22 protein-coding genes are annotated in these 23,088 nt (G+C 72.0%); 10 read left to right on the top strand and 12 right to left on the bottom strand.

Annotated elements, in window-relative coordinates; genetic code table 11:
- Positions 1 to 12 precede the first annotated feature (12 nt).
- Both uvrB and AB0O01_RS15115 read right to left on the bottom strand, forming a co-directional pair.
- On the bottom strand, positions 13 to 2,169 hold the full coding sequence (gene uvrB, locus AB0O01_RS15120) for an excinuclease ABC subunit UvrB (protein WP_365313483.1): 2,157 nt from the start codon (positions 2,167 to 2,169) through the stop codon (positions 13 to 15).
- 84 nt (positions 2,170 to 2,253) lie between these two features.
- Complete coding sequence (locus AB0O01_RS15115; protein ID WP_365313481.1) at positions 2,254 to 3,129, bottom strand: MHYT domain-containing protein; 876 nt, start codon at positions 3,127 to 3,129, stop codon at positions 2,254 to 2,256.
- 353 nt (positions 3,130 to 3,482) lie between these two features.
- Between AB0O01_RS15115 and AB0O01_RS15110 the strand changes: the two genes are divergently transcribed.
- Positions 3,483 to 4,037, top strand: a complete 555-nt coding sequence (locus AB0O01_RS15110; protein ID WP_365313480.1) for a methylated-DNA--[protein]-cysteine S-methyltransferase — start codon at positions 3,483 to 3,485, stop codon at positions 4,035 to 4,037.
- A 204-nt stretch (positions 4,038 to 4,241) separates the two neighbouring features.
- On the opposite strand, the gene AB0O01_RS15105 is transcribed toward AB0O01_RS15110, so the two are convergent.
- Complete coding sequence (locus AB0O01_RS15105; RefSeq protein WP_365313478.1) at positions 4,242 to 4,670, bottom strand: VOC family protein; 429 nt, start codon at positions 4,668 to 4,670, stop codon at positions 4,242 to 4,244.
- Positions 4,671 to 4,766: 96 nt separating this feature from the next.
- On the opposite strand from AB0O01_RS15105, the gene AB0O01_RS15100 reads away from it, so the two are divergent.
- From AB0O01_RS15100 to AB0O01_RS15090, 3 genes are all read left to right on the top strand, one after another.
- A complete protein-coding gene (locus AB0O01_RS15100; protein WP_365313476.1) occupies positions 4,767 to 5,678 on the top strand; it encodes a pseudouridine-5'-phosphate glycosidase in 912 nt (303 codons plus the stop codon).
- The gene (locus AB0O01_RS15095; RefSeq protein WP_365313474.1) at positions 5,675 to 6,664 is read left to right on the top strand and encodes a PfkB family carbohydrate kinase; all 990 of its coding nucleotides are present in this window, start codon (positions 5,675 to 5,677) and stop codon (positions 6,662 to 6,664) included. The genes AB0O01_RS15100 and AB0O01_RS15095 overlap by 4 nt, the downstream gene beginning before the upstream one ends.
- Positions 6,665 to 7,037: 373 nt before the next feature.
- A complete protein-coding gene (locus tag AB0O01_RS15090) occupies positions 7,038 to 8,168 on the top strand; it encodes a magnesium and cobalt transport protein CorA (RefSeq protein WP_365313472.1) in 1,131 nt (376 codons plus the stop codon).
- Between the two features lie 206 nt (positions 8,169 to 8,374).
- Here the strand turns inward: AB0O01_RS15090 and AB0O01_RS15085 are convergent, their stop codons facing one another.
- From AB0O01_RS15085 to AB0O01_RS15075, 3 genes are all read right to left on the bottom strand, one after another.
- The gene (locus AB0O01_RS15085; RefSeq protein ID WP_365313470.1) at positions 8,375 to 8,806 is read right to left on the bottom strand and encodes a CBS domain-containing protein; all 432 of its coding nucleotides are present in this window, start codon (positions 8,804 to 8,806) and stop codon (positions 8,375 to 8,377) included.
- 395 nt (positions 8,807 to 9,201) lie between these two features.
- Complete coding sequence (locus AB0O01_RS15080) at positions 9,202 to 9,630, bottom strand: PPOX class F420-dependent oxidoreductase (protein WP_365313468.1); 429 nt, start codon at positions 9,628 to 9,630, stop codon at positions 9,202 to 9,204.
- A 72-nt stretch (positions 9,631 to 9,702) separates the two neighbouring features.
- Complete coding sequence (locus AB0O01_RS15075; protein WP_365313467.1) at positions 9,703 to 10,353, bottom strand: uridine kinase; 651 nt, start codon at positions 10,351 to 10,353, stop codon at positions 9,703 to 9,705.
- 93 nt (positions 10,354 to 10,446) lie between these two features.
- On the opposite strand from AB0O01_RS15075, the gene AB0O01_RS15070 reads away from it, so the two are divergent.
- The 3 genes from AB0O01_RS15070 to AB0O01_RS15060 all read left to right on the top strand — a co-directional run bounded on the left by AB0O01_RS15070 (position 10,447) and on the right by AB0O01_RS15060 (position 13,649).
- Positions 10,447 to 11,106, top strand: a complete 660-nt coding sequence (locus AB0O01_RS15070) for a DUF2293 domain-containing protein (protein WP_365313465.1) — start codon at positions 10,447 to 10,449, stop codon at positions 11,104 to 11,106.
- Between the two features lie 202 nt (positions 11,107 to 11,308).
- Positions 11,309 to 11,788 (top strand): anthrone oxygenase family protein, encoded by a 480-nt coding sequence (locus AB0O01_RS15065; protein WP_365313766.1) that lies wholly within the window; start codon positions 11,309 to 11,311, stop codon positions 11,786 to 11,788.
- A gap of 373 nt (positions 11,789 to 12,161) precedes the next feature.
- Positions 12,162 to 13,649: a glutamate synthase subunit beta gene (locus AB0O01_RS15060; protein ID WP_365313463.1), complete on the top strand. Its 1,488-nt coding sequence runs from the start codon at positions 12,162 to 12,164 to the stop codon at positions 13,647 to 13,649.
- A gap of 287 nt (positions 13,650 to 13,936) precedes the next feature.
- Here AB0O01_RS15060 and AB0O01_RS15055 read toward each other — a convergent pair whose 3' ends face one another.
- Complete coding sequence (locus AB0O01_RS15055; protein WP_365313461.1) at positions 13,937 to 14,503, bottom strand: carboxymuconolactone decarboxylase family protein; 567 nt, start codon at positions 14,501 to 14,503, stop codon at positions 13,937 to 13,939.
- 47 nt (positions 14,504 to 14,550) lie between these two features.
- Here AB0O01_RS15055 and AB0O01_RS15050 point away from each other — a divergent pair, with 47 nt between their 5' ends.
- On the top strand, positions 14,551 to 16,017 hold the full coding sequence (locus tag AB0O01_RS15050) for a PLP-dependent aminotransferase family protein (protein WP_365313460.1): 1,467 nt from the start codon (positions 14,551 to 14,553) through the stop codon (positions 16,015 to 16,017).
- 330 nt (positions 16,018 to 16,347) lie between these two features.
- Here AB0O01_RS15050 and AB0O01_RS15045 read toward each other — a convergent pair whose 3' ends face one another.
- The 3 genes from AB0O01_RS15045 to AB0O01_RS15035 form a co-directional block, all read right to left on the bottom strand.
- Positions 16,348 to 17,160, bottom strand: coding sequence for an SAM-dependent methyltransferase (locus AB0O01_RS15045; RefSeq protein WP_365313458.1), 813 nt, complete (start codon positions 17,158 to 17,160; stop codon positions 16,348 to 16,350).
- Positions 17,161 to 17,518: 358 nt separating this feature from the next.
- Positions 17,519 to 17,794 carry a DUF397 domain-containing protein gene (locus AB0O01_RS15040; protein ID WP_365313456.1) on the bottom strand — a complete coding sequence of 92 codons (276 nt, stop codon included), beginning with the start codon at positions 17,792 to 17,794 and terminating at the stop codon, positions 17,519 to 17,521.
- The gene (locus AB0O01_RS15035; RefSeq protein WP_365313455.1) at positions 17,795 to 18,655 is read right to left on the bottom strand and encodes a helix-turn-helix transcriptional regulator; all 861 of its coding nucleotides are present in this window, start codon (positions 18,653 to 18,655) and stop codon (positions 17,795 to 17,797) included.
- 586 nt (positions 18,656 to 19,241) lie between these two features.
- Here AB0O01_RS15035 and AB0O01_RS15030 point away from each other — a divergent pair.
- On the top strand, positions 19,242 to 20,099 hold the full coding sequence (locus AB0O01_RS15030; RefSeq protein ID WP_365313453.1) for an ATP-binding protein: 858 nt from the start codon (positions 19,242 to 19,244) through the stop codon (positions 20,097 to 20,099).
- On the top strand, positions 20,096 to 20,542 hold the full coding sequence (locus AB0O01_RS15025) for a hypothetical protein (RefSeq protein ID WP_365313452.1): 447 nt from the start codon (positions 20,096 to 20,098) through the stop codon (positions 20,540 to 20,542). Before AB0O01_RS15030 ends, AB0O01_RS15025 begins: the two co-directional genes overlap by 4 nt.
- A 132-nt stretch (positions 20,543 to 20,674) precedes the next feature.
- Here AB0O01_RS15025 and AB0O01_RS15020 read toward each other — a convergent pair whose 3' ends face one another.
- Both AB0O01_RS15020 and AB0O01_RS15015 read right to left on the bottom strand, forming a co-directional pair.
- Positions 20,675 to 21,364 (bottom strand): DUF899 domain-containing protein, encoded by a 690-nt coding sequence (locus AB0O01_RS15020; RefSeq protein WP_365313451.1) that lies wholly within the window; start codon positions 21,362 to 21,364, stop codon positions 20,675 to 20,677.
- A gap of 266 nt (positions 21,365 to 21,630) precedes the next feature.
- Entirely contained in the window at positions 21,631 to 23,073 is a 1,443-nt protein-coding gene (locus AB0O01_RS15015) for an amidohydrolase (protein WP_365313449.1), read from the bottom strand.
- Between the last annotated feature and the right edge of the window lie 15 nt (positions 23,074 to 23,088).

Here is a 23,088-nt window from a genome sequence, read left to right as displayed (position 1 = left end):
CCGGGGCGGGTCTCAGCTCAGGCCCGCCTCTTTCATCTGGCGCAACTCCTTCTTCATCTCGGACACCTCGTCACGCAATCTGGCGGCGATCTCGAACTGGAGGTCGGCGGCTGCGGCGCGCATCCGGGCGGTCAGCTCCTCGATCTGCTCGGCGAGGTCGGCGGCGGGCCGGTCCGTCGGAACGGTCTCCTTGGCCCCGCCCTTGGCCGCCCCGCCCTTCCTGGTGGCCTTGGCGCCGGAGTCGGCGCGGCCGAGGGAGGGGACGGGGGCCTTGGTGCCGCGGCCGTCCTTGGCGGCTCTGCGGTAGCCGGAGCCCAGAAGCTGTTCGGTGTCGACGTCCTCGCGGGCGATCTGGGCGACGATGTCGTTGATCTTCTTGCGCAGCGGCTGCGGGTCGATGCCGTTGGCCTTGTTGAAGGCGACCTGCTTCTCCCGGCGGCGGTTGGTCTCGTCGATGGCCTTCTCCATCGCCGGGGTGATCTTGTCGGCGTACATGTGGACCTGGCCGGAGACATTGCGCGCCGCGCGGCCGATGGTCTGGATCAGGGAGGTGCCGGAGCGCAGGAAGCCCTCCTTGTCGGCGTCGAGGATCGCCACCAGGGACACCTCGGGCAGGTCCAGGCCCTCCCGGAGCAGGTTGATGCCCACCAGGACGTCGAACTCGCCGGCCCGCAGCTCGCGCAGCAGCTCGACCCGGCGCAGGGTGTCGACGTCGCTGTGCAGATAGCGGACGTGGATGCCCAGCTCCAGGAAGTAGTCGGTGAGGTCCTCGGCCATCTTCTTGGTGAGCGTGGTGACGAGGACCCGCTCGTCCTTCTCGACCCGGGTGCGGATCTCGTGCACCAGGTCGTCGATCTGGCCCTCGGTCGGCTTGACGACGACCTCGGGGTCGACCAGGCCGGTGGGGCGGATGATCTGTTCGACCACGCCGTCGGAGCGGGACAGCTCGTACTGCCCGGGGGTCGCCGACAGATAGACGGTCTGGCCGATGCGCTCGGTGAACTCCTCCCACTTGAGCGGGCGGTTGTCCAGCGCGGACGGCAGCCGGAAGCCGTGGTCGACCAGGGTGCGCTTGCGGGAGGCGTCGCCCTCGTACATGGCGCCGATCTGCGGGACCGTGACATGCGACTCGTCGATGACCAGGAGGAAGTCGTCCGGGAAGTAGTCGAGCAGGGTGTTCGGGGGGGAGCCGGGCTCGCGGCCGTCGAAGTGCATCGAGTAGTTCTCCACGCCGGAGCAGGTGCCGATCTGGCGGAGCATCTCGATGTCGTAGGTGGTGCGCATGCGCAGCCGCTGGGCCTCCAGGAGCCTGCCCTGTTTCTCCAGCTCGGCGAGACGCTCCCCCAACTCCTTCTCGATGTCGTTGACGGCGCGCTCCATGCGCTCGGGTCCGGCGACGTAGTGGGAGGCGGGGAAGACGTAGAGCTGCTCGTCGTCGCTGATGATCTCGCCGGTGAGCGGGTGCAGGGTGGAGAGCGCCTCGATCTCGTCGCCGAACATCTCGATGCGGACGGCCAGCTCCTCGTAGACCGGGAAGATCTCGATGGTGTCGCCGCGGACCCGGAAGGTGCCGCGGGTGAAGGCCGTGTCGTTGCGGGTGTACTGGATGTCGACGAAGCGGCGCAGGAGCTGGTCGCGGTCGATCTCCTCGCCGACCTTCAGCGGGACCATGCGGTCCACGTACTCCTGCGGGGTGCCCAGGCCGTAGATGCAGGAGACGGAGGCGACCACCACGACATCACGGCGGGTGAGCAGCGAGTTGGTCGCGGAGTGGCGCAGCCGCTCGACCTCCTCGTTGATCGAGGAGTCCTTCTCGATGTAGGTGTCCGACTGCGGGACGTACGCCTCGGGCTGGTAGTAGTCGTAGTACGAGACGAAGTACTCGACCGCGTTGTTCGGCAGCAGCTCGCGGAATTCGTTCGCCAACTGGGCGGCCAGCGTCTTGTTCGGCGCCATGACGAGTGTGGGGCGCTGGAGCTGCTCGATCATCCACGCCGTGGTGGCGGACTTGCCGGTGCCGGTCGCGCCGAGCAGGACCACGTCCTTCTCGCCGCCCCGGATGCGCCGGGCGAGGTCGGCGATGGCCTTGGGCTGGTCGCCGTTGGGCTGGTAGGAGCTGACGACCTCGAAGGGCGCCACCGAGCGTTCGATCTGAGAAACGGGCCGCATGGTCTCCACCGTACGACCCGCCACTGACAACCGTCCGGCTCCGGCGCGGTCGGGCCGTCTGACCTGGGGTTTCGCGGGGGTGAATCAGCGGCGCTGGGCGATTCGGGCGCGGCCGGGGCCCGGTTCCCGATCGCGGCGGGGACGCAGGGCGCGGCGGCGGGCGGGGCGCGGCGGCACGGAGCGGTGGGCGGGGACGCCGGGCCGGGGCTCGACGCGGGGCGGGGCGGGCCTGCCCAGCACCAGCAGCGGATCGAAGATCACGACGGCTGCGGCCAGGCAGAGGAAGGCCAGGGGGCCGATCAGCATGGGGGCCAGCAGCGCGGCGGGCGACTCACCGGCCGCCGGGGCCGCAGTGCCGTGCAACCGGACACTGAGGGCGGCCATGCCCGTGTAGTGCATGCCGGTCACGGCGAGGCCCATGACCAGTCCGGCGCCCACGCTCCACAGGACGCCGCGCACCTGCCCGGCGGCCCACAGGGCGGCGGTCGCGGCGGCCATAGCTATCACGACCGAGGCGGCGACGAGCAGGGTGTTGTACTGGAACGTTCCGTTCAGGTGCATGCCGGCCATGCCGAGGTAGTGCATGGTGGCGATACCGAGGCCGGTGATGGTACCGCCGGTGAAGAGCGCGGCTCCCCTGGCGCCCTTGTAGCCGACGATGAAGATCCCGACGCCGACCATGACGACGGCGACGGCGAGGCTCGCGTAGGTCAGGGGTTTGTCGTAGTGGATCGGCGCCTCCCGCACCGTGAACCCCATCATCGCGATGAAGTGCATGGTCCAGATGCCGGAGCCGATCGCGGCCGAGCCCAGGGCGAGCCAGCCGGGGCGCCAGGTGCGGGAGACGAGCAGGGATCTGGAGGTGCAGCGCAGTCCCAGTGCCCCGCCCAGGCAGGCCATGAGATAGGCCACCAGCGGTGTGACCAGGCCGTAGCTGAATCCGTCGACCGTGCCGTGCATGCGCGGCTGCCCTTCCGCCCGGTGCGTCCCGCGAGTCCGTGCCCTGTGCCCCCTCCCACGACCGCCCCGTCGGCCTGGGTTGACGCAGAGAGTATGACCCCCGGCGGAACCCTCGAACGACTTTCCCGCAAAGAGACACGTCCTCGCCCCACTTGTGCGCACCAGGTGTGAGGGTGCTGCGCGGATTCGTCTTTTCGTCTGTGTTCGTTCGTTCCGTGGGAGGGGTTGGTCGGGGGTGGCTTGTCGCGCGGGCGCGCGAGTGGGCGCCCCGGTGGGCGGCCTTGCCGCGCGAGCGTGGGGGGCGGTCCCGCCGGGCTGGGGGCGTTGTCAGTGGTGGGCCGTAGCGTGGGGGCATGAACAGTGATGGGCGTTCCGGGCAGCGGGTCGTGTGGGCGGTGGTCGGGAGTGACATCGGTCCGCTGCTGCTGGCCGCCACCCCCGAGGGCCTGGTGAACGTCGTCTTCCACGCCACCGGCCCGGTGCGCGACCGGGCGCTGGAGCGGCTCGCGTCCCGGCTGGGCACCGCGCCGGTCGAGGAACCGGGCTCGCCGTTGCTGGCCGAGCCGATACGCCAGCTCAGGGCGTATTTCGCGGGTGGGCTCAAGGACTTCGAGCTGCCCCTGGACTGGTCGCTGATCTCCGGCTTCAACCGGCAGGTGCTGCGTGAACTGGCCGCCGGGGTGCCGTTCGGAGCGGTGGTCGGCTACGGGGATCTGGCCGACCGGGTCGGTCAGCGCGGCGCGGCCCAGGCGGTCGGGGTGGCGATGGGAGCCAATCCGCTGCCCGTGGTGGTGCCCTGTCACCGGGTGGTGGAGAGCGACGGCGGGATCGGCGGGTTCGGGGGCGGGCTGGAGACCAAGCGGAAGCTGCTCGCCCTGGAGGGGGTGCTCCCCGAGCCGCTGTTCTGATCCCCTGCTCCGAACTGCTGGTCCGAGCCTCTGTTCCGGGATGCTGTTCTGAGCCTCTGTTCCGGGATGCTGTTCTGAAGCCTCTGTTGTGAGATCCGGACGGACCGGCGCTCCGGGGCGTCTGAGCGGTGGTAGGGCGTCCCAGGGCGGTCGGTCGGGGGCCGGTGGGCAGCACCGGCGCCCGGGGCGGGGTCCGCGCGGGGCTCAGTCGTAGTGGCGGGCCTCGAAGACATTGCCGTCCGGGTCGCGGAAGTAGAAGCTGCGGCGGGCCGGACCCCGGGCGCCGTAGGAGTCGTGGGAGATCCCGGAGAGGGGGACGGATGCCTCGCTCAGGCGGGTGCGGAGGGCGTCGAAGGCGGCCCGCGGGAGGGCGACGCAGACGTGGTTGACGGGATGGCCCGCGCTCTCGGCGGCCCCGGGCAGCATCGTCAGGCGCCCGGCCATGGCGAGGGGCATCAGGTCGACGATGGACTCCTCATTGAGGCGTACGGAGGGGAAGGGGGCCTGTCCCGCGGCGAACTCGGCGAGCCGCACCGGCTCCAGGCCGACCGTCCGCTCGTAGAAGCCCGCCGCGGCGATCGGGTCGCGCACCCAGAGGACCACATGGTCGAGTCGTGTCAGATTGTCCGTCATGCCCTCAGCCTCATATGCCGCCGGGTCGCGCGCAAAGGGTTTGACGGCGGGTGCCGCCCGCCAGGGATGAGGCAGGACGACCGACAGGAGGCAGATGTGACGCTGGTGGTGTCCGAGGAGGTAAGGGAGGCGGTCGCGGCGCGGCGCCCCGTGGTGGCCCTGGAGTCGACGATCATCGCGCACGGGCTGCCCCGCCCCCGCAATCTGAGGGTGGCGGAGGAGTTGGAGGCGCTCGTCCGGCGGGAGGGCGGCGTACCGGCGACGATCGCCGTGCTGGACGGGCGGCCGTATGTCGGGCTCGACAAGGAGCAGGTGGAGCGGATCGCCACCCAGGACGGGATCCGCAAGCTGGGGCACCGGGATCTGCCGCTCGCGGTGGCGGCCGGGGCGAGCGGTGCCACGACGGTGTCGGCGACGGCGCTGCTGGCCGCGCGGGCCGGGGTGCGGGTGTTCGCGACGGGCGGGCTCGGCGGGGTGCACCGGGAATGGACCGTGACGCAGGACGAGTCGGCGGATCTGGGGCTGCTGGCGCGGACCCGGATCACGGTGGTGTGCGCGGGCGTCAAGTCGATCCTGGACGTCCCGGCGACGCTCCAGCGGCTGGAGACGCTCGGCGTGGCGGTCGCCGGATACGGCACCGACCGGTTCCCCGGCTTCTATCTCTCCGACGCGGGGCACCCGGTGGACTGGCGGCTGGACACGCCCGGTGCGGTGGCGGACGTCATGAGCGCCCAGGACGCGCTGGACGGGCCCGCGTCGGCGCTGATCGTCGCCAACCCGGTGCCGGAGGCGGAGCAACTGGATCCGGCGCTGCACGCGCGCGTGCTGGCCGACGCGCTGCGGGCGTGCGAGGCGGCGGGGGTCAGCGGTCAGGGCGTGACGCCGTTCCTGCTCGACCACCTGGTGCGGCACACCGATGGCGCCTCCCTGGAGGCCAATCTGGCGGCGGTGCGCGGGAACGTACGGCTGGCGGCGGCCATCGCCGGGGCCTGGGCCCGGGTGGCGTGAGCGGGACCGGGCCGGGGAGGGCGGCACCGCGCGGTGCCCTGCTGGTGGTCGGGGACGTCATCACCGATGTGGTGGCCCGGCATCACGGGGCGCTCGCGGCCGGTACGGACACGGGCGCGGCGATCCTGACCGTGCCGGGCGGGGCGGGCGCCAATGTGGCGTGCTGGGCGGCGCGTTGGGGGGCCGGTGACGTCCGGCTGTTCGGGCGGGTGGGGGCGGACGCGGCGGAGTGGCACGCGCGGGAACTCACGGCGAGCGGGGTACGGCCCCTCCTGGTCGTCGATCCGGAGGCGCCGACCGGCACGGTGATCTGTCTCGTCGACACCGGTGCCGCCGCCGAGCGGACGTTCCTCACCGACAGCGGGGCATCCCTGCGGATCGGGCCGGGCGACTGGTCGGACGCCCTGCTGGACGGTGTCGTACGGCTGCATCTGTCGGGCTATCTGCTGTTCTCGGCGTCGGGCCGGGCCCTGGCCGGGGTGGCGCTGGCGGCGGCGCGCGGGCGGGGGGTGCCGGTGAGTCTGGATCCGGCGTCCACCGGGTTTCTGCGGGAGCTGGGCGTGGGGCGGTTCCTGTCCCTGGTGGAGGGGCTCGATGTGCTGCTGCCGAGCGGTGCGGAGGCGCGTCTGCTGACGGGACTGTCCGAGGCGGCGGAGGCGGCTGCCGCGCTGAGCCGCCGGGTGCCTCTGGTGGTCGTCAAGGATGGGGCGCGGGGTGCGCTGGTGGCGCGGGCCGGTGCGGTGCACGCGCGCGTACCGGCGATTCCGGCGACCCCTCGGGACACGACCGGGGCGGGGGACGCCTTCACCGGCGCGTTCCTGGCGACGCTGATCACGGGAGCCGGGGCCGGGGAGGCGGCGGCGGAGGGGTGCCGGGCGGGGGCGGCGGCGGTGGAGGGGGTGGGGGGTCGGCCGGGAGGGGGGCGGTGGGGAAGGGTGGGGGGCGGCCGGGAGGTGGAGGGCGGTGCGGGGTTGGCGGGACGGTGAGGGGGTGGGGGTCGGTAGGGGGTTGGCGGGACGGTGACGGGGGTGGGGCGGTGCTGGGGTTGCGGGGGCAGTGGCAAGGGGCGGCGGGGAGAGCGCCGGGCGGAAGTTCGGAAGTTACGGAGGGAAGGCGCTGGGCAGGGCAGGGCGGTGGTGGAGATGCCCGGTGTCGGGTACGGGCAGGCTCCAGTGGGGCGCAGGGCGCAGGGCCGGAGAAAGCGGCGCGCTGAGGCGGTGAACTCCCTCTGTCCACAGGCGGGAACAAAGCGGAATGTGCCCTTTCCACAGGCTTGCACGCCGTTCGCTCAGCCCTGGCAAACTGGCGCGACAGGGCGGCGGCGACGCGGCACGGGGGAACGCATGCGAGGAGATCAGGATGTCCATGGCAGGGAATCTGCGGAAGGTCACGAGCCTCGGCACGGTCGGTGGCCTTCGCAGGGTGGCGCGGATGGCGCGGCGTCGGCGCCGGCGGGTCGATCTGAGCCATCCCGCCCGCTCCCCGCTGGGTTCCTCGGTGGTCAACTGCGTGGCGTACGAGTACGGGCACCGGGTGCCCGCGTGCCCGGATCTGGTGGACGCGGTGGAGCGGGTGCGCAAGACGGGTGACGGGTTTGTGTGGCTGGGGCTGCACGAGCCGACGACCCGGGAGTTCGCCGGGATCGCCGAGCTGTTCGATCTGCATCCCCTGGCGGTGGAGGACGCGATCGAGGCCCATCAGCGGCCGAAGGTGGAGCAGTACGGGGATTCGCTGTTCGCGGTGTTCAAGACCGTCTGCTATGTGGAGCACGAGGAACTGACCGCGACCAGCGAGGTGGTGGACACCGGCGAGATCATGGTGTTCGTCGGGCAGTACTTCGTCATCACCGTCCGGCACGGACGGCACGGCTCGCTGGGGCCGTTGCGGGAGGAGCTGGAGGCGGTGCCCGACCATCTCGCCAAGGGCCCGTCTGCGGTGCTGCACGCGGTGGCGGACCATGTGGTCGACGAGTACCTGAATGTCGTGGAGTCCGTTCAGGAGGACATCGACGCGGTCGAGACGGATGTCTTCACGGAGAGCGGGGCGCGGGCCGATCCGGGCCGCATCTACCAGCTCAAGCGGGAACTGCTGGAGCTGAAGCGGGCCGTGGTGCCGCTGAGCAGGCCGCTGCTGGAGCTGGCGGACCCCACCCTGCGGATCGCCGACCCGGAGATACAGGCGTACTTCCGCGATGTCTCCGACCATCAGCAGCGGGCGACGGAGCAGATCGCCGCGTTCGACGAACTGCTCAACTCGATCCTTCAGGCCCATCTCGCGCAGGTGACGGTCGCGCAGAACGAGGACATGCGGAAGATCACCGCATGGGCGGCGATCATCGCCGTACCGACGATGGTCTGCGGGATGTACGGGATGAACTTCGACCATATGCCGGAGCTGCACTGGCGCTACGGGTACCCCATGGTCATCGGCTTCATATCCGTCATATGCGTGACGCTGTACCGGCGTTTCCGGCGCATCGGATGGCTGTGAGGGGCGACTCGGTCGCGGGTGGAGGGTGGGTGAGGGTGAGGGTCGGTGGGTGGGTGGGTGAGGGTGAGTGGTGAAGGGGCGGTGGGGTGAGGGGGCAGGCGGGTGGGGGTGCGGCATGCGGGTCGGTGCGGGGTCGGGATGCGGTCGGGGTGGTGGGCCTGCGCTCGACCCGGGTGGGCCCGACCTCGGTCGGCGACCGGCGCCGGTCAGCGGGTGGTGCCGCTCCGGGCGTAGACGCGTTCGGCCCAGCCGGCGATCTGGTCGTCCGTCAGATGCCGGGCCAGGTCGGCTTCGCTGATCATGCCGACGAGTCGTTTGCCGTCGATGACGGGGAGCCGGCGGATCTGGTGCTCCTGCATCTCGTGGAGCACCTCGCCGACATCGGCGCCCGCGTCGATCCAGCGGGGCGTTCCCCGGGCCATCTCACCGGCGGTGACCTTCGCCGGATCATGGCCCAGGGCCACGCAGCCGACCACGATGTCGCGGTCGGTGAGGATGCCGCAGAGCCGGTCGTCGGAGTCGCCGATGGGCAGGGCACCGACGTTCAGCTCACGCATCAACTGGGCGGCGCGGTCGAGGGTCTCGTGCACGGGGATCCACTGAGCGCCGCGGTGCATGATGTCTTCGGCGGTGGTCATCGAGTACCTCCCGGGTGCGGGGCGGCAGGCGTGGCGGCACGTGGGGGAGGGACACGCCGACGGGGCCTGTCGTGTGGGTGGGTGCCTGTCGTCGTTCGGGGCGCCCTGGGTGTGGTGGCAGACGGTACGGCCGACGTCGGGACCGCAGCCCGACGAAGCTCCTCGGTTGTCGGCCGGGGCCTTCCGGCGCCTTCATTCTCGCCGTGCCACGGAACGCGCGCACCCGGAGCCAGGGGCGGTGAGGGGCGCCCTGGGCCCGACGGCGGCTCACCGGGGCTGCGGCGCGCCGATGAGGGCGGCCTCGCTGGCGGGCGCCGATGGGCCCGGCCGGGCGGCGGCGGATGCCGATGGCCGTGATCACGGGCGCGCGGCACCGGGCCGACCTCCCGGGTTCGTCAGACCGAGAACCCGATGATCTTGTGCGGCACCACGCGCACGATCACCCGGACCTCGTCGTCCTTCTCCGCGGGCGGGTCGATGCCCAGGTACTTCTGGGACAGCTCGCGCGGGAGCCGCTTGCCCTCGTCGGGGAGGATCTCGGCGGTGCCGCGGATCTCCACGGAGTCGTAGGGGTTGGCGAGATCGTAGACAGAGACGCTGATCCGGGGGTCGCGGCGCAGGTTGCGGACCTTCTGGCGGTTGTCGATGGAGGAGAACAGGATGGTGTCGCCCTCGCGTTTGATCCAGACGACCGAGTTCTGCGGAGCGCCGTCGGGGCCGATGGTGGCGACGCTGGCGAAGTTCTTGCCGTCGAGGAGGGCGCGGACGGAGTCGGCGAAGGTGACGGGCGTGGTGGAAGTGGAGGTGGAAGTGGGAGTGGTCATGGGCCCAGAGTATATATATGCGCGTGCATAGAAAAGGGTCTTGGTACGAGAAGGGGGTAGTGGGGGCGGGTGTCAGGGGTTCCGGCCGTTCCGGCCGTTCCACGCCGGGTGGCGCGGGTCGTCGGCGCGGACCAGGACGTCGGCGGTGCTCGCGGGGTCGGTCTCGGCGGTGTAGCGCTCGAAGGCGGGGAGGGTCCAGTGGTCGGCCTCGGGGGTGCGGCGGCGCAGGGCGGCCGGGGAGAGCAGGACATGGACGGTGAGGTCGAAGGGGAACCAGTGCCGGAGCAGGAGAGGGCCGTGGAGCAACAGCAGTCCGCCGGGCGGGAGCCGGACGTAGTCGCTGCGGGTGGCGCGGTCGGTGACCGGGTCGCGCAGATCGGGCAGGACCCGGCCGTCACCGCCGGGTTCGAGGGGGCCGAACACCTCGCGCCACAGGGCGCCGGTGTCGCACCAGCCGTCGTAGTAGGCGTCGATGTCGTGGTGTCCGTGCTCCAGCCGCAGCGAGGCGGGGCGCAGGAAGCCCTCGGTGCCGAGGGCGAGCGCGGGCCGGCCGCGGACCCGCAGGGCCTCCCGCACCCGTTCCGCGAGGTCTCCGGGGCGGGCCGCCGGGGCGCCGTCGAAGGCGATCCGGGGCCAGGGGCTGCCGTCGGCGGGGTCCAGGTCGAGCAGACGGTCGGCGAGTTGGTCGCCGAGCCGGTCCCAGGTGATCGCTTCGAGTCGCACACGGCCATGATCGGTCAGGTGGGTGACGGGGGTCGAGCGGCGGAGGGCGACCGGGAGGGAGAAAGGGAAGGGGGAGAAGGGGAAGGGGGGACTGTGGGGCGGGGGGTGCTTCTCGTGGTCCAGCCGGTGCGGCGGAAGCGGTGTTCCCGGTGTGGGCGCGGGCCCCTGCCGATGCTGGTGCCGGAGGAGGGCGCGCCCCGCTGTCTGGCCTGTGCCGACCTCGGACATCTGGTGTTCCTGCCACGCGGTGACACGGCGCTGACCCGCCGGTCGCGGGAGGAGAGCGGGCTGTCGGTGGTCGTGGTCCGCTTCAACCGGCGCAGGGCGCGCTACGAGCGGCAGGGCGTCCTGGTCGAGGAGGCGGCGCTGGCCCGCGCCGAGGTGCGCTGTCTGGCGGACGCCGAGGCCCGAAGACGGCGCCGGGTGCGGGACGCGGCGCGGCGCGCGGCGCAGGATCTGCGGCTCGCGGACGCCTTCGCCCGGGAGATCCGGCGGCTGTTCCCGGGCTGCCCCGAGGAGCGGGCCCGGGAGATCGCCGGGCACGCGTCGGTGCGCGGCAGCGGGCGGGTGGGCCGCAGCGCGGCCGGGCGGGCGCTGAGCGAGGGGGCGGTGATCTCGGCGGTCGTGGCCTCCGTCCGGCATCTGGACACGGCGTACGACCGGCTGCTGATGAGCGGGGTGGGGCGGCGCGAGGCGCGGCGGCGGATCGGGCCGGAGGTGGAGGCGGTGCTCGGCACGTGGCGGGAGGCGTGACGGACCGGGCCGGGCAGGTGGGTCCGGTGAACCGGAACCGCGCCGTGGCCGTGGACGCTCGCGTATGGGGCCGCGCCGCTCGGCCATGGTTCGGGGGTGGCGCGGGGCGTTGACTGAAGGGACGGATGAGGCGCCGGGCGTCGAGCGGCCCGGTACTTCACCGGTACGTCAGTGGGGCATGGGAGCGGATGTGGGGGTCGACATGATCGAGGGACCGTACTTCGTACTGACCGTGCTGGGTGTGCTCGGCACGGGACTGGTCGCCGGGGTCTTCTGCGGCTTCTCGACCTTTGTGATGCGGGGTCTGGGGGCACTGCCGCCCGCGCAGGGCGTCGCCGCGATGCAGTCGGTCAATGTGGCGGCGTTGCGGCCGGCGTTCATGAGTGTGTTCGGCGGTACGGCGGTGCTGAGCGTGGTGATCGCGGTGGTGACGTTCGTGCTGTGGCCGGAGGAGGGGACGGTGGAACTGCTGCTGGGCAGCGCGCTGTATCTGTTCGGCACGTTCGGGGTGACGGCCGCGGCGAACGTACCGCGCAACGAGGCGCTGGCCAAGCTGGACGCGGGGACGGCGGAGGCGTCGGCGTACTGGTCGACGTATCTGCGGGAGTGGACGTTCTGGAACCACATACGGACGGTCGCGTCGGCGGCGGCGACGGTGTCGTACGTCCTGGCCATCACCTGAGGCGTCCTCCGTCCTCCCGTTCTTTCGCCCTCCGTCCGCCGTCCTTCATCGGCCGTCCTTCATCGGCCGTTCTCCGTTGGCCGTCCTCCGTTGGCGAAGGGGGGTGTCGGCCGCCGTCACCGTGTCCGTCGCCGGCCGGGATCTTCGTCGGTCGCCCTCTCCTCGCGGCCCCTCCCCCGGCGCTCTGAAACCGCCGGTCACCGGCGAGTCGTCCGCGATGGCCGATGGTCGTATCGTGGCCGAAAGGACCCGGCACCGGACGCGCCGGAGCGGCGGCGCGCACCGCACCGGGCCGCACCGGATCGGACCGGATGAGACCGGATCTGATCGGATCGGACCTGACCGGCGGACGGACGCCCCAAGGAAGACGCCCATGGCAGACCCCAAGGGATTCATGAGCACCCCCCGGCGCGAGTGGCCGCGCCGGCCCGTCGAGGAGCGGGTGCGGGACTGGGACGAGGTGTACGTCCCGGGTGCGCTGCTGCCGATCGTCAGCAAACAGGCGGACCGGTGCATGGACTGCGGGGTGCCGTTCTGCCATGACGCCTGTCCGCTCGGGAATCTGATCCCCGAGTGGAACGACCTGGTCTCCCGGGAGGACTGGCGCGCGGCGGCGGAGCGGCTGCACGCGACGAACAACTTCCCGGAGTTCACGGGCCGGTTGTGCCCGGCGCCGTGCGAGGCGGGGTGCGTGCTGGCGATCAACCAGCCGGCCGTCACCATCAAGAACGTCGAGTGCGCCATCGCCGACCGGGCCTGGGAGGACGGTCTCGCGCCGCCGCGCCCGCCCGAGCGGCTGTCGGGCCGGACGATCGCCGTGATCGGCTCGGGCCCGACCGGGCTGGCCGCCGCCCAGCAGCTCACCCGGGCCGGGCACACGGTGGCGGTGTACGAGAGGGACGACCGGCCGGGCGGGCTGATGCGCTACGGCATCCCCGAGTTCAAGATGGAGAAGCGCCATCTGGACCGGCGGCTGGCGCAGATGCGGGCCGAGGGGACCAGGTTCCGTACGTCGACGGCGGTCGGCCGGGACATCGGCGCCGACGAGTTGCGGACCCGCTACGACGCCGTCGTCCTCGCCACCGGTGCCACGGCCTGGCGCGACCTGGACGTCCCGGGGCGCGAACTGACCGGCATCCACCAGGCGATGGAGTATCTGCCGCTGGCCAACCGGGTCCGCGAGGGAGATCTGGAGACCTCCCCGCTGTCGGCCGCCGGAAAGCGTGTCGTGATCGTCGGCGGCGGCGACACCGGCGCGGACTGCCTGGGCACGGCCGTGCGGGAAGGGGCCGCGTCGGTGACCCAGCTCGACATCTACGCCCAGCCCGGCGCCGCGCGCGACGAGGACGCCGAGCCCTGGCCGACGTACCCCAAGGTCTACCGGCTGTCGGCGGCGCACGAGGAGGCGGGCGCGCTCGGTACGGCACCGGCGGCGCACGCGGACGCACGGTTGTTCGCGGCGTCGACGCTGCGGTTCACGGGGGACGCGGACGGGCGGGTGCGGGCGCTGCATCTGGTCGAGGTGGATGCCGGGCGCCGCCCGCGTCCCGGCACCGGGCGGTCCCTGCCCGCCGACCTGGTGCTGCTCGCCCTCGGCTTCTCCGGGCCGGACCGCGAGGACGGTGTCGTGGCGCAGCTCGGGCTGGCGATGGAACCGCGCGGCACGATCGCCCGGGACCGGGATTTCGCGACGAACGTCCCCGGGGTGTACGCCGCCGGGGACGCCGCGCGCGGGCAGTCGCTGATCGTGTGGGCGATCGCGGAGGGGCGGGCGGTGGCGGCGGCGGTCGACCGGGCACTGACGGGCAGCTCGGCGCTTCCGGCACCGATATCGCCGTACGACCGGCCTATGACCGTGTGACGGATGGATGGACGGATGGACGGATGGACGGATGGACGGACGGGCGGGCGGGCGGGTGACCGTGTGGCGGCACGATGGCCGTGTGACGGCACGATCCCTGGCTGACGGCCCGGTGGAGCGGTTGGCGGCGGCCCGGGGAGCGGCTGCCGGCACGATCCCCGACGGACGGCCCGGGGAGCGGTTGGCGGCACGATCCCGACGGACGGCCCGGGTGGACGGCTGAAGGGACCGTGGGCGGCCGACGGCCGGCGGCCGTCCCGTCCGGGGCCGGTCGGTGTCTCCGCGTTTCAGCGCCGCTCGTCGGTGCCCGCCACCTTGCCGGTGGCGAGGGCCACGCGGTTCCAGGTGTTGATGGTGAGGACCAGGGCGATGACATGGGCCAGCTCGGTCTCGTCGAACTGGGCCGCGGCCTGCGCGTACACCGCGTCGGGGACCCCGGCGTCGGCGACCGCGGTGATCGCGTCGGTGAGGGCGAGCGCGGCCTGCTCGCGGGCGGTGAAGAAGTGCCGGGCCTCGCGCCAGACGGCGACCATGTGCAGCCGGTCCTCCTGCTCACCGGCCCTGCGGGCGTCGTTGGTGTGCATGTGCAGGCAGTAGGCGCAGTGGTTGAGGTGCGAGGCGCGGATCTGGATCAGCTCGACCAGGGTGGGGTCGAGGCCGTCCCGGGCGGCGGCGTCGAATCCGATGATCGCCCGGAAGACCTTCGGGGCGGCCTTGGCGAAGTCGATGCGGGGTTCCCGGACGGCCGTCCGGCCGGGGCCGGTCGGGCTGATGCCGGTGCCGGTCACGCCGGCGCTCGTGGTCGTCGCGTTCATGTCGTTCACCGTGCTCATGTTCGGGTTCGTCGTCGTCATGACCATGAATCTACGGACTGGAAAGACCGGCTGTAGGGTGCAATTCCATGGCGAAATCATGGGTCAATTCGGCGGAGCGCATCGGTGCCGATCTGCATCTGGAACTGACCGGCGGCCCCGGTGGCCGGCGCGCGGCGCTGATCCGCGCGCTGCGCGAGGCCGTACGGGACGGGCGGCTGCCGCCCGGTACCCGGCTGCCCCCGTACCGTTCGCTCGCGGCCGACCTCGGGGTGGCCCGCAACACCGTCGCGGACGCGTACGCGGAGCTGGTCGCGGAGGGCTGGCTCACCGCCCGGCAGGGGTCGGGCACCAGGGTGGCCCCCGGACGCGCCGGACAGTCCTCCCGGGCTGGGGAGCGAGGCGTCGTTCGACCCGCCCGACACGCCGGGCAAGGGCCTCTCAAGGGGGCTCCACGCGCGCGGGGGCCGCGTCCGCCGCACGATCTGCGGCAGGGCACCCCGGACGCGTCGACGTTCCCCCGGGCGGCCTGGGGAACGTCGTACCGCAGGGCGCTCCAGCAGGCGCCCAACGAGGTCTTCGGGCCGGGTGACCCGGCGGGCCGCCGGGAACTGCGGGAGGCGCTCACCGAGTATCTGGCCCGCGCGCGGGGCGTGCGGACCGGGCCGGAGCGGATCGTCGTCTGCTCCGGTTTCGCGCACGCGCTGCGGCTGCTGGCGGCGAGCGGGGTGCTGCGCGGCCCGCTCGCCGTGGAGGAGTACGGCCTCGGCTTCCACCGCGACCTGCTGGCCGCCGCGGGCGTACGGACCGTCCCGCTAGCGCTGGACGAGGACGGGGCGCGGGTGGCGGAACTGGGGCGGGAGCGGGCCGTCCTGCTGACGCCCGCCCATCAGTTCCCGACCGGCGGCCCCCTGCACGCCTCGCGCCGGGTGGAGGTCGTCGACCGGATGTCCGCGCGGGGCGGACTGCTGCTGGAGGACGACTACGACGGGGAGTTCCGCTACGACCGCAGGCCGGTCGGCGCGGTCCAGGGGCTGGCCCCGGAGCATGTGATCTACATCGGCTCGGTCAGCAAGAGCCTCTCCCCCGCGCTGCGGCTCGGCTGGATGGTGCTGCCCGAGGGGCGGGTCGCGGACGTGCTGGCCGCCAAGGGCGAGCGGGAGGCGTGGGCGAGCGTCCTGGACCAACTGAGCCTGGCGGACTTCCTGCGCTGCGGCGCGTACGACCGCCATGTGCGGCGGATGCGGCAGCGGTACCGGGGGCGGCGGGACCGCCTGGTGGCGGCGCTGGCCGAACGGGCGCCGCACATCGGGGTGACCGGGGTGGCGGCGGGACTGCACGCCGTGCTGCGGCTGCCGCCGGGTACCGAGGCGTCGGCGGTGAAGGCGGCGGTCTGGCAGGGGGTGGCGCTGGACGGCCTCGCCGCGTTCCGCCATCCGGCGGCCCGGACCCCGCCGGTGGACGGCCTGGTCGTCGGCTACGCCACACCTCCGGAGCATGCCTACGGGGCGGCGGTGGAGGCGCTGTGCGGGGTGCTGCCGCCGGAGGAGGGGTAGGGGGCGGGGGGTGGGGGCGAGGGGGTGGGGGCGGGGGCTATGAGTGGGCGGGGCACGGCACGGCCGGGTCCTGGCCCGCTTCCGGCCCTGGGGCGGCCCTGGGGTGGGGGCTACCGCTGGGCTGAGCAGCCGTGGCTGGACGGGGGATAGGGCTGGGCTGCGGGGCCGTGGCCGGGCGGGATGGTGACGGCTGGGCTGAGGGGCCGTGGCCGCGTGGTGGCTACGGAGGGACGGAGGGGCCGTGCCCGGGCAGGAGGGATGGCTGGGCTGCGGGGCCGTAGCCGGGCAGGGGGGACGGCTGGACGGACGGGCCGTGGCCGGGCAGGGTGGCTACGGCTTGCGGGCGACCGCCCCGTACCCGGGAATGATCCCGTCACGCTCCCCCGGCACCGGTTCGCCCAGTTCCCGCCGCCACTCGTTGACGACCACGACACCCGGATCGACCAGTTCCAGTCCGCTGAAGAAACGGGCGAACTCGGTGCGGGAGCGCAGGGCGAGGGTGATACCGGCGGCCTTGAGCTTCGCGGTCGCCGCGGCGGACTCCTCCGGGGTGAAGTCGGCGGAGGCGTGGGTCATCATCAGATAGCTGCCGGAGGGGAGTTCGGCGAGCAGCCGGGCGACCAGGTCATGGGCACCGTCCTCGTCGGGGACGAAGTGCAGCAGCGCGACCAGGGAGAGGGCGACCGGCCGGCTCAGGTCCAGCACCTTGGCGGCGGACTCGGCGATGGTCGCCGGGTCGCGCACATCGGCCTGGACGTACTCGGTGACACCCTCCGGTGTGCTGCGCAGCAACGCCGCGGCGTGGGCGAGCACGATCGGGTCGTTGTCGCAGTAGACGATCCGGGCGTCCGGCGCGATCTCCTGGGCGATCTGGTGCAGATTGGGCTCGGTCGGTATGCCCGTGCCGATGTCCAGGAACTGCCGGACGCCTCGCCGGGCGAGCCAGCGGGTGGCGCGGTGCATGAACGCCCGGTTCACCCGTGCCATGACCGGGACCCGCGGGTCGAGCGCCAGCATCTGACGGCCCATGGCCTCGTCGACCGGGTAGTTGTCCTTGCCGCCGAGGTACCAGTCGTACATGCGTGCCGGGTGGGGCTTGCTGGTGTCGATCTCGACGGCGCCGGTGGGGTCCTGCCCGGTCATGAGCCACTCCGTGGGTGTCGGACGGGTGTGACGGGGGGTGACGGGAATGCTGGTGGGCGGGTGGAGCCTGGCTGCAATCAACTTAGCGGGGGAGGTGCTCAAGTGCCGCTGCTTCTCAGAGGCGTTGGGGCTGGATCAGGGGCGGTACTGAAGGGGTCATGGGGTCGTGGGGTCTTGGGGTCAAGACGGGGAAACGGGGTCAAGGAGGGTGTTGAAGGGAGCTGTTGATGGGGGGTGGTCAATGGGGGGTGGCGGTCAATGGGGGGTGGCGGTCAATGGGGGGGTGGCGGTCAATGGGGGGTGGCTAGAAAAGCAGCAAGGTCGTTCAACGATCGTTCGAAGAACGTTCGAAGATCGCTCAGCGGAGCAGGAAGTCGGCCTCACCCGCCTTGGCGCCCTCGATGAAGGCGGTCATCTCATCGGTGGTGTAGATCAGCGCCGGGCCCTCGGGGTCGGTGGACTGCCGGACCGCGATCCGGCCGTCGGCGAGCTTCATCGCCTCCAGGCAGTTGCCCCCGTTGCCGCCGCTCCACGGCTTGTGCCAGCCTTCGCTGCCCAGTTCGTGCGCGGGCATGCCGTTGTAGATCCGCGCGGTGCGGGTCAACGGCCTCGGCTGGGACGTGATGCCATCCATTCACAGCTCCTTGCGGAGATCCCGGAGGATCTCCTTCGTGCGTTGTGCCGTAGCGGCCTGCGCCGCCATGCGGTCCATGACCTCCAGGTAGGTGGCTACCTCTGCGCGCGCGTCCAGGTAGACGGCGCCGGTCAGGTACTCGCTGTAGACCATGTCCGGCAGTTCGGGCATGGCGAATCGGAAGAGGACGAACGGTCCGTAGGTCCCCGGGTGCGGGCCGGAGGCGAAGGAGATCACCTGGAGCGTCAGATTGGACAGCTCCGTCGCCTCCAGCAGCCGGTCGATCTGTGCGCGCATCACCTCGGGGCCGCCGACGGAGCGCCGCAGCGCGGTCTCGTCCATGACGACCCAGAGCCGGGGCGCGTCCTCGCGGGTGAGCAGGTTCTGGCGCTGCATGCGCAGGTCGACATGGCGTTCGATGTCATCGGGCCGGGTCTGGCCGACGGCGCCCGCCTTGAGCACCCCGCGCGCGTAGCCCTCGGTCTGGAGCAGGCCCGGCACGAAGTGCGGGTCGTAGCTGCGGATGAGCCGGGCGGCGCCCTCCAGGCTGACGTACATCGAGAACCAGCCGGGCAGGATGTCGTGGAACCGCTGCCACCAGCCGGGCTTGTTGGCCTCCTCGGCGAGCTGGACGAAGGCGTCCGCCTCGTCCTCGGGGACGCCGTACGCCTTCAGGAGCAGTTGGAGGTACGGGATCTTGAGCGCGACCTCGGCCATCTCCATCCGGCGGACCGTGGCGGGTGCGACGCGCAGGATCTTGGCGGCTTCCTCGCGTTTGATCCCGGCACCCTCGCGCAGGTCCAGCAGGCGCCGGCCGAGGACGACCTGGCCGACCGTCGGCGCGGACCGCGGCTCACTCACGCTCCACCTCCACACAGGAATCTCGTTGGGCTCACGGACTGCCCGGTTCAGTGAACTACTGGACTCAGTGAACCAACTGACTGGACTCGATGAACTACGGCACTCAGTGAACTACGGGACTCGACGCACTACCGGACTCGATGAACCAAAGGAACTCAATGAACTCAATGAACTCGATCGGCTCCCACGACCCGAACGGCTCGACCGACTGATACGACTACTGCACTTACCGGGTACGACCGCTGTACCCATCGGAAGCGGGACGAGGACCGGGACTGGCACCGGGTCCACGCGGACCGGCTCCGGCCCACCGGGGTCACCTGGGCCCCTTCGGGCGGCAGACGGCTCCGGCAGGTCAGGCGGCAGGCCCGGTAGACCCTGAACAGACCCTGAGCAGACCCCGACCAGACACGGACAGGCTCGCCGACAGACTCACGGACAGGCTTCACGGCGCCATTCGAAAATACATTCGAAGATCCGAACAGACCTTCGTCTTCGAAATGACGCCGCTCCACATGCTGTTGCGAGCAGTGTGCCACGACCGTGCAGAGAGTCATACGGCACTCTGCAATTTTCAGAGTGACACTTGCCAAGTGTTCACGGCGGGGCGATAGTGGCAAGCGTGATTCCGTCCCCGCCCTTAGGAGCAGACGCCGCCGCAGGCCCCTTCGGCCTCGACGGCGCCGCTGCGCCGGCCGGTCCCGCCGAGACCGCCGTCGAGCGCCGGTTCCGCTTCGAGCTGGCCGCGCATCCGGGCTCTCCCGCGCAGGCCAGACGGCTGACCCGGGCCCGGCTGACCGGCTGGTCGGTGTGCGAGGACACCTGCGACACGGCGGCCCTGGTGGTCTCCGAACTGGTCACCAACGCGATCGTGCACACCGCGAGCGATGTCGTCGTCTGCGAGCTGCACGACGGCGAGGACCTGGTGCGCATAGCGGTGCGTGACGAGGGTTTCGCGCCGGGTGAGCCCCAGCCGTCGCCGCAGCGGCCGGAGGAGGAGCACGGGAGGGGATTGCTTCTCATAGACGCCCTGTGCCGGGCATGGGGCGCTCAGGAGCACGGCCCCGGGCTGCTGGTCTGGGCGGAGCTGCCGCGACAGGCCGAGGGCCCGGAGAACGACGGACCACAGGGCGACGGACCACAGGGCGACGGCCGACCGGGTGACGACCGACAGGACAGTGGCCAGCATGACGGTAACCGGCAGAACGGTGACCGGCAGAACGGTGGTCGGCAGGCTGACGGCCGCCACTGGGCGGACGGTCGATGGATCGACGGCCGACGGACCGACGGCCGACGCGCTGACGGCCCGCAGGGCGATCTCGGCTGGGGCGCCCGCCCGAAGCCCGGTCCTCTGAAGGGCGGCTCGGGCGACGACGAGGCCGAGGCACTGCACGGCCCGGTCATGATGCCGCGCGAGCGGGACGGGGAGAGGGGAACGCCGTGAGAACCGCGTCCTGCGGCGGGCAGGTGCTGAACCTGGACACGCTGGTCCGTCTGGGTCGCGAGGCACAGACTCCGGGCCCGGCGGCGGCGCCGGGCACCACCCGCAAGCTGTCCGTGCCGGACGGGATGACCGCGCCGATGGGCTGTGACGCGGTGGCGGTGCCCGCGGAGTTCGGTCCGCTGGTCATACCCCGGCTGCCGCGCGTGGGGTGCGTCTACGCCGACGAGGCGCACTGGTGGTGGCTGGTCCCGTCCGACTCGGACTACGCCCTCGACTGGCCGGAGCCGGCCCAGTACACGGCGGGTGCGCTGGTCACGGACGCGCCGAGGCTGATCCACCGCCCCGACAGTACGCTGCCGTACACCCCGCCGATCCCGCTGTACCTGGCCCTGTGCCGGCTGACGGGGACCACGCCGAGCTGGTCGCGCCCGGTCAGCGCGTAGCGCTACGCCCCGGGCCGCCGCACGGGCTGCCGGGCAGACGAAACCGGCGCCCGGCGCCCGTCGGCCCCCGAAACCCCAGTCCCTCCTCGCCCACCTCACCCCTCACGGCTCACCCCTCACCTCACTGGTTCCTCACTCCTCATACTCGTCGTGGAACGTGCGGTGCGCGCTCCCCGCGAGAGGGCCGAACGCGGTGGCACGGCCCCGGGGCTCCTCCCACGCCTCCTGCCGCCCCAGGGCGGTGAGGTCAAGGAAGCTGGTGGCCGGGCCGAGCCCGTCGAGTCCGCGGTCGTGGGTCGAGTAGGTGTGGAAGATCCGGTCCCGGTCGCGCAGGAAGCAACTGAGACCGGGCTGCTCGGACAGTTCGCCGTCCCGCTCCAGCGTCGCCTCGAAGTCGAGGTTGAAGTCGCTCTCGCTGGAGGAGTACCAGGGCAGCGTCCAGCCCATCCGCGCCTTGAACGGCAGCAGCCGGGTGTACGGGGCCCGGGACACGGCCGCGAACGAGGTCCGGCGGGCGTGCAGATGGGCCTGGTGGCCCACCTGATCGAGAAAGTACGAGCAACCGGGGCAGCCGCTCTCCCACTCCGGGGCGAACATGAAGTGGTGGACGACGAGTTGGTCACGGCCGTCGAAGAGGTCCAGCAGGGTGGCCTTTCCGTCCCCGCCCTCGAACACGTACTCCTTGTCGATCTCGACCATGGGCAGCGCGCGCCGCTCCGCGTTGAGCGCGTCCCGCGCGCGGGTCGCCGCCTTCTCCTTGGCGAGCAGTTCCTGCCGTGCCCTGCGCCACTCTTCGCGCGACACGACATCCGGAAGCGACATGGGTCCTCCTGTGCAACAGTCCCGTTGGGGTGCTGACTGAGGGACTCACCGGAACTCATCGCGCACGGCAAAACTTTCGCGGCGGAACTTCAGGGCCGGAACTCGGAGCAGGGATTCGGGGCAGGGATTCGGGGCAGTGACTCGGGGCCGGAACTCTTGGAGCGGAACATCCGGGGAAACCGAGCGGACCTCCCTCCAAACCTCGCGAACCTCCCCCAAACCTCGCGAACGTCCGCCCGGACCCGACCCGGCCCGGCGCGCGCGCCTCACCCCCCATAACTCCGACCCCCATCACTCTGAACGGGCCCCCGCCCCTCACCTCCATCCCCACTCCCACCCCCACTTCCACTCCCACGCCCCACCAGCCCCGGCAGCCGCCCCCGCAACTCCCGCACCACCCCCGGCACATCAACCGTCAGCAGTTCCCGATCCCGCATCAGGACCCGCCCCTCCACGATCGTGGTGCGTACGTCGCCGGACCGGGCGCTGTGGACGAGGGTGGCGGCGAGGTCGTGGACGGGCTGGGTGTGCGGGCCGGTGAGATCGACCAGGACGAGGTCGGCCCGCCATCCCGGCGCGATCCGCCCGACGGTGTCGCCGAGGCCCACCGCGCGGGCGCTCTGCACGGTGGCGTGGTGCAGTGCCTGGCGGGCGGTCAGCCAGCGGGGATCGCCGGTCGTGGACTTCTGGATCAGCGCGGTGAGGGCCATGGCCTCCCAGACGTCGAGGGAGTTGTTGGAGGCGGCTCCGTCGGTGGCGAGTCCGACCGGGACACCGATCTCGCGCAGGGCGCGGACGGGGGTCGTGGTGGGCCAGGCGAACTTCAGATAGCCGCGCGGCGCGCTGGCCACCGCCACCCGGCCGCCGGCTCCGCGCAGCAGGGCGAGATCGCGGTCCAGGATGCCGGTTCCATGGGCGAGGAGCAGATCCACGTCCCCGTCCAGGAGCCCGGCCCGCGCCAGCACCTGAACCGGGGTGAGGCCATGGCGTTCGACGCTCGCCCCGGTCTGCGCACTGTTCTCGGCGGCGTGCAGATGCACGGGAAGGCCATGGGCGCGGGCCAGTCCGGCGGTGGCGGCGAGATCGGCGTCGGTGACGGTGTAGGGGGCGTGCGGCGCGAGGGCGGTGGTGATACGACCGTCGGCGCGCCCCCGGTTCCGCAGGGCGAAGTCCAGCGACCGGGCCCGCCCCTCCTCCCCCTGGGACGAGAAGTACGTCTGGCCGAGCAGCGCCCGCATCCCGGACTCCTCGACGGCGGCGGCGACCTCGTCCATCTCGAAGTAGTGGTCGGCGAAACAGGTCACCCCGCCCCGGATCATCTCGGCACAGGCGAGACGCGCGCCGAGCGCCACGTCCCGCGCCGTGAGGTTGGCCTCCAAGGGCCAGATGACATCGTTGAACCACTCCTCGATCGGCAGATCCTCCGCGATCCCGCGCAGGGCGACCATCGGCGTGTGGGTATGACAGTTGATCAGCCCAGGCAGCAGAACCTGCCCCCGCCCGTCGATCACCTCCCGCGCGTCCAGCCCCGCCACGTCCCCGGCACCGACGACCGCGTCGACGACCCCGCCCCGCACCACGACCGCCGCGTCCTCCCGGAACCCCACCTCCTCGTCCGCCCCATGAACGAGCACGGTGCAGGGGGCGATCAGCAGGTCGGGGCTGGGGGGCGTGGGGCGTGGGGGTGATTGCGGGGGCGTGGCGGTCATGGGGTCACGGTAGGA

This window comes from Streptomyces sp. NPDC093252 (genome assembly GCF_040683675.1).
GTDB lineage: Bacteria > Actinomycetota > Actinomycetes > Streptomycetales > Streptomycetaceae > Streptomyces.
Note: the sequence above shows the minus strand (reverse complement) of the source record. Positions and strands in the feature narration are given on the sequence as shown.

Bases quoted from the DNA above. Each gene is read 5' to 3' on its own strand.
- AB0O01_RS15020 (WP_365313451.1), bottom strand. From the start codon at position 21,364: ATGTCGCTTCCGGATGTCGTGTCGCGCGAAGAGTGGCGCAGGGCACGG.
- AB0O01_RS15015 (WP_365313449.1), bottom strand. From the start codon at position 23,073: ATGACCGCCACGCCCCCGCAATCACCCCCACGCCCCACGCCCCCCAGC.
- AB0O01_RS15085 (WP_365313470.1), bottom strand. From the start codon at position 8,806: ATGACCACCGCCGAAGACATCATGCACCGCGGCGCTCAGTGGATCCCC.
- AB0O01_RS15090 (WP_365313472.1), top strand. From the start codon at position 7,038: ATGTCCATGGCAGGGAATCTGCGGAAGGTCACGAGCCTCGGCACGGTC.
- AB0O01_RS15045 (WP_365313458.1), bottom strand. From the start codon at position 17,160: ATGACCGGGCAGGACCCCACCGGCGCCGTCGAGATCGACACCAGCAAG.
- AB0O01_RS15110 (WP_365313480.1), top strand. From the start codon at position 3,483: ATGAACAGTGATGGGCGTTCCGGGCAGCGGGTCGTGTGGGCGGTGGTC.
- AB0O01_RS15080 (WP_365313468.1), bottom strand. From the start codon at position 9,630: ATGACCACTCCCACTTCCACCTCCACTTCCACCACGCCCGTCACCTTC.
- AB0O01_RS15040 (WP_365313456.1), bottom strand. From the start codon at position 17,794: ATGGATGGCATCACGTCCCAGCCGAGGCCGTTGACCCGCACCGCGCGG.
- AB0O01_RS15060 (WP_365313463.1), top strand. From the start codon at position 12,162: ATGGCAGACCCCAAGGGATTCATGAGCACCCCCCGGCGCGAGTGGCCG.
- AB0O01_RS15105 (WP_365313478.1), bottom strand. From the start codon at position 4,670: ATGACGGACAATCTGACACGACTCGACCATGTGGTCCTCTGGGTGCGC.
- AB0O01_RS15050 (WP_365313460.1), top strand. From the start codon at position 14,551: ATGGCGAAATCATGGGTCAATTCGGCGGAGCGCATCGGTGCCGATCTG.
- AB0O01_RS15115 (WP_365313481.1), bottom strand. From the start codon at position 3,129: ATGCACGGCACGGTCGACGGATTCAGCTACGGCCTGGTCACACCGCTG.
- AB0O01_RS15055 (WP_365313461.1), bottom strand. From the start codon at position 14,503: ATGACGACGACGAACCCGAACATGAGCACGGTGAACGACATGAACGCG.
- uvrB (WP_365313483.1), bottom strand. From the start codon at position 2,169: ATGCGGCCCGTTTCTCAGATCGAACGCTCGGTGGCGCCCTTCGAGGTC.
- AB0O01_RS15065 (WP_365313766.1), top strand. From the start codon at position 11,309: ATGATCGAGGGACCGTACTTCGTACTGACCGTGCTGGGTGTGCTCGGC.